Annotated in this window: 3 protein-coding genes and 10 tRNA genes; all 13 read left to right on the top strand. The window is 38.7% G+C overall.

Annotated features, from left to right (window positions below):
• Positions 1 to 48: 48 nt before the first annotated feature.
• The 13 genes from DS745_RS06495 to DS745_RS06435 all read left to right on the top strand — a co-directional run bounded on the left by DS745_RS06495 (position 49) and on the right by DS745_RS06435 (position 4,209).
• Positions 49 to 125 (top strand) — tRNA-Pro (locus tag DS745_RS06495).
• A 35-nt stretch (positions 126 to 160) separates the two neighbouring features.
• Positions 161 to 234 (top strand) — tRNA-Gly (locus tag DS745_RS06490).
• Between the two features lie 104 nt (positions 235 to 338).
• Positions 339 to 415 (top strand) — tRNA-Ile (locus DS745_RS06485).
• A gap of 14 nt (positions 416 to 429) precedes the next feature.
• Positions 430 to 504, top strand: a tRNA-Asn gene (locus tag DS745_RS06480).
• A gap of 9 nt (positions 505 to 513) precedes the next feature.
• A tRNA-Ser gene (locus tag DS745_RS06475) sits at positions 514 to 604 on the top strand.
• A gap of 18 nt (positions 605 to 622) precedes the next feature.
• Positions 623 to 697, top strand: a tRNA-Glu gene (locus DS745_RS06470).
• Between the two features lie 37 nt (positions 698 to 734).
• A tRNA-Val gene (locus tag DS745_RS06465) sits at positions 735 to 810 on the top strand.
• A gap of 49 nt (positions 811 to 859) precedes the next feature.
• Positions 860 to 932: transfer RNA gene (locus tag DS745_RS06460), tRNA-Thr, on the top strand.
• Positions 933 to 980: 48 nt separating this feature from the next.
• A tRNA-Lys gene (locus tag DS745_RS06455) sits at positions 981 to 1,056 on the top strand.
• A 57-nt stretch (positions 1,057 to 1,113) separates the two neighbouring features.
• Positions 1,114 to 1,194, top strand: a tRNA-Leu gene (locus DS745_RS06450).
• A 151-nt stretch (positions 1,195 to 1,345) separates the two neighbouring features.
• The gene (locus DS745_RS06445; protein ID WP_421721804.1) at positions 1,346 to 2,011 is read left to right on the top strand and encodes an LbetaH domain-containing protein; all 666 of its coding nucleotides are present in this window, start codon (positions 1,346 to 1,348) and stop codon (positions 2,009 to 2,011) included.
• Between the two features lie 116 nt (positions 2,012 to 2,127).
• Positions 2,128 to 3,333, top strand: coding sequence for a serpin family protein (locus DS745_RS06440; RefSeq protein ID WP_129077463.1), 1,206 nt, complete (start codon positions 2,128 to 2,130; stop codon positions 3,331 to 3,333).
• Between the two features lie 87 nt (positions 3,334 to 3,420).
• Complete coding sequence (locus tag DS745_RS06435; protein ID WP_129077462.1) at positions 3,421 to 4,209, top strand: DUF6612 family protein; 789 nt, start codon at positions 3,421 to 3,423, stop codon at positions 4,207 to 4,209.
• Positions 4,210 to 4,420 lie beyond the last annotated feature (211 nt).

The following is a 4,420-nucleotide window of genomic DNA, read 5'->3' as shown; positions in this document are numbered from 1 at the left end:
GACTACGAATCAAAAGGTCGGGAGTTCGAATCTCTCAGGGCGCACTCTCGGGAAGTGGCTCAGCTTGGTAGAGCACCTGGTTTGGGACCAGGGGGTCGCAGGTTCAAATCCTGTCTTCCCGACCATTAGTACTATAAAGAAGAAAATCGTTTATAAATATGCGGGTGTAGTTTAGTGGTAAAACCTCAGCCTTCCAAGCTGATGTTGTCAGTTCGATTCTGATCACCCGCTCCAATTTTACTTCTTTGATTACGCTACATTGCTGAAATGCGAAGAGTAAGCGAAGTGGCGCAGGAGCAAATCCATTAATCAGGACAAGCTTTATCATATGAATATATGGGCCTATAGCTCAGCTGGTTAGAGCGCACGCCTGATAAGCGTGAGGTCGGTGGTTCGAGTCCACTTAGGCCCACCATATAAGTTTAATATTCCACAGTAGCTCAGTGGTAGAGCAATCGGCTGTTAACCGATCGGTCGTAGGTTCGAGTCCTACCTGTGGAGCCATTTTTGACTGGGGAAGTACTCAAGAGGCTGAAGAGGCGCCCCTGCTAAGGGTGTAGGTCGTTAACGCGGCGCGAGGGTTCAAATCCCTCCTTCTCCGCCAGTTCCACTTAATTTAGATGGCCCGTTGGTCAAGCGGTTAAGACACCGCCCTTTCACGGCGGTAACACGGGTTCGAATCCCGTACGGGTCACCATTCTATGAAAATATGAAATTTGCTTCATCAATACTTCGGAGGATTAGCTCAGCTGGGAGAGCACCTGCCTTACAAGCAGGGGGTCGGCGGTTCGAACCCGTCATCCTCCACCATATGTTTTTCAACAAATTGGAGCAAAAAAAGATACCTTAACCTTAATATGCCGGCCTAGCTCAATTGGTAGAGCAACTGACTTGTAATCAGTAGGTTGGGGGTTCAAGTCCTCTGGCCGGCACTCTTTAATTAGTTGTGCGAAAGTACAATTTTTATTTTTTTATAACAAGAGCCATTAGCTCAGTCGGTAGAGCATCTGACTTTTAATCAGAGGGTCGAAGGTTCGAATCCTTCATGGCTCACCAAATTTATTGCAAAGCAAAATAACTAAGTTTTTTGCAGCAAAATAACTAACCTTATACGCGGGTGTGGCGGAATTGGCAGACGCGCTAGACTTAGGATCTAGTGTCTTTGACGTGGGGGTTCGAGTCCCTTCACCCGCATCAGAAAAACTTCCTTTATAGTTAAGGAAGTTTTTTTTGTTTTACTTTTCCACAGACTTATACACATGTTATTTTTTCTTATATAATTCATTGCCTATTTGATTTAAGAATAAGATAGTTCAAAGACTAATCTAAAAAGGATGTGGATTGTTTGTGGAACTATCTAAGTAATCAATCTGGTGCAATGTATGGAAATAATGTATTCATTGGCTACAATCCCCCAACGTCGGTTAACCCGTACCCAAAGTATCCTAGCATACATACTACAGTTTTCATAAGTCCTTTTACGTTAATTATAGGAGATGTAACTATTAGAGAAAATGTATTTATTGCCCCGTTCGTGAGTGTCCGTGCTGACGAAGGTACACCTTTTTATATTGGAGAACATACAAATTTACAGGATGGAGTTATTCTTCATGGGTTAAGAGACCAGTATGTAATAGTTAATGACAGAAAGTATTCCATTTATATTGGAAGAGGAGTTTCTTGTGCACATAGTTCTCTTATACATGGTCCGTGTTTGGTAGAAGACGATGTTTTTATTGGATTTAGCTCAACGGTTTTTAATTCTCAAATCGGTAAGGGAACGTTTATCTCTTCTGGTGCTGTCGTAACGAATGGAGTGATTTTAAAGCCTAATAGCTTTGTTCCACCAGGAGCAAGCATTGATACACAGGAGAAAGCAAATAGTTTAGTCACGGTGCCTTTAGATCGAGAAGAATTTGCGAGGGAAGTACAGAGGGTTAATAATGAATTTCCTTCAGCTTATTCCATGTTCTTCGGAAGTAATAAATGCTCCTGTGGATTAACCTGCTAGTTTAATTATAATCTAAATCAATTTATAGTAAGGTGATTTTACTTTTCTTCAATAATATGGTTCTGTAACGTTTTTGCAAAAAAAGGCGACTAACATAAGAAAGGGGGGAGCTTTTAATGGCTAAAAAACTTCTATTGTTATTTTTAATTCTTATTTTAGCGTCATGCGGTCAACTGGAACAGAAAAATAACCTTTCATTTTCAAACGACGATGTTCATAAAGATGTTGTTTTAGGGATAAATGAATTTAGTATTGATCTGCTAAAAAATTTAAGAGAACCAAATGAGAATTTATTAGTATCACCTCTTAGCATTTCCTTAGCTTTAGCGATGACGGTAAATGGGGCGGATGGTGATACGAGGGAAGAGATGTTAAAAGTTATGCACCAAAGCGGTGTTAGTATTGCTGATATGAATTCTTCGCTTCAAGCATTGCAGGACATATTGACTTACTCAGATACGAGTGTACAATTGTTTATCGCTAATTCTCTTTGGGGTAGAGAGGATAAGAGTTTTTATGAGGCGTTTATTAATCAAGCAAGTGAATTTTACAGCGCAAAACTAACCTTGCTTGACTTTCAATCTAAAACTGCTTCAGAAACAATAAATAGTTGGGTGAAAGAAAAAACATTAGGCAAAATTGAGGAGATTGTTGAGGATGATATTGATCCAAATACCGTATTATTCTTAATCAATGCAATTTACTTTAAAGGGGATTGGCAACAACCCTTTTTAAAAGAACGCACACGTGAACAAACATTTTTTCCTACTGAGGGTCAGGATCAGCGAGTCCAAATGATGTTTAATGAGGGTAATTTTCAATACTTTGAAAAAGATGCAGTTCAAGGGATTCGCCTACCATATGGTGAAGGAAGAATTGTGATGGACATATTACTACCAGAGAATATGGATGAGTTATTAACTACATTAACAATAGATCAATGGCAGGAATGGTTGAGTAGTTATCAACAAGTAGCAGGTCAGATATTACTTCCGCGGTTTACACTAGAATATGAGGAAAGCCTAGTTACTGCTTTAAAAACTCTAGGAATGGAAGTTGCCTTTGATGATAAACAGGCTAACTTCTCAAAAATAGCACCAGTGCCACCAAACCTTTATATCAGTGAAATCCTTCATAAAACATTTATTGAAGTGAATGAAGAAGGAACTGAAGCTGCTGCAGTAACCTCAGTTGAGATTGCAGAAGAGTCAGCGCAAATGTTTGAATTATTAATGGAGGTAAACCGACCATTTCTCTACGTAATTCAAGATAGTGAAACGGGAGCAATCTTATTCATGGGAATTACTGAACAGATCGACTGATAGTGGAAAGACATATTCTAATATTCTTGAAACCTTCTTTACTAAACTACGTATATAGTATCGAAGTCAAAATTTACGGAGGTAAACATGCTTAAACGATTAAAAGTATTAGGAGCGGCAATTGCTTTCCTGCTGGTATTATCTGCTTGTAGTGAGGAAGCTGCGACTAATCTAACAGATGCTGAAGAAGTTTTGAAACGTTCATTAGAAGTCATGGAAACGTTGGAGAGCTATTCAATGACAATGGAAAGTGACCAAACAATGACGATTAATGATACAGAAAAAGTTACGATGAAGATGATGATTGATGCTGACATGACATTAGAGCCGTTGGCATTTCACCAGAAACTTTCCATGGAAAGCGACATCGAAATGATGGGGAAATATGAAACCGAAATGTACCTAGTTGGTGAGCAAGTGTTTATGTTTGAACCAATGATGAATCAGTGGATGGAGCTTCCGATGGATTTAGTAGGTGACATCGGTGCTCTTTCTGAGATGCAGCTTAGCCCGGATCAACAGTTATTAATGTTACGAAGTTTTGTGGATCAAATTGATCTCTCTGAAAAAGGGAATGAATACGTGCTTAAGCTAACTGGCGAAGGTACTGAGTTTATGGAACTCGCTCAATTTTTTGGTGGTGGAAGTGAGCTTGAGGAGATGTTTGAGTTATTCACTCAGTTTGATTTAAACAAGGTAGACTATGAGATTACAATTGATAAAGACACATTCTATCAAACGAAGCTTACGATGACTATGGATTTAACGATGGCAATGGAAGGCGAAAAGGTCCATACTGTACAAACAATGAAGGCAACGATCCATGGCTATAATGAAGTTGGAGAAATTGTCTTACCTGCAGAAGTATTGAATTAATTGTATTACACAAAGAGAGACTAGATTTTGAATTTAGTCTCTTTAATCTATTATAAAGAGGTTTTTGACTTTGTCTTATAGAAAGGCTGTTTTCGCAAAGTTTGTTGCTTTCGTAAAAATCCCAAAATCCGGATTTTTACACAAAATACTAAGAATTCACAACTAAGTTAGTTAGTATTGCTCTTTTCTTACATAATTTATTGGCTGATAT

The sequence above is a fragment of the Anaerobacillus alkaliphilus genome, assembly GCF_004116265.1.
Classification (GTDB): domain Bacteria; phylum Bacillota; class Bacilli; order Bacillales; family Anaerobacillaceae; genus Anaerobacillus; species Anaerobacillus alkaliphilus.
The sequence above is the reverse complement of the archived record's forward strand: the minus strand, read 5'-3'. Positions and strand labels throughout refer to the sequence as shown.

What these genes read in the sequence shown, in the direction of transcription:
- DS745_RS06440 (WP_129077463.1), top strand. Translation starts at nt 2,128, where the DNA reads ATGGCTAAAAAACTTCTATTGTTATTTTTAATTCTTATTTTAGCGTCA.
- DS745_RS06435 (WP_129077462.1), top strand. Translation starts at nt 3,421, where the DNA reads ATGCTTAAACGATTAAAAGTATTAGGAGCGGCAATTGCTTTCCTGCTG.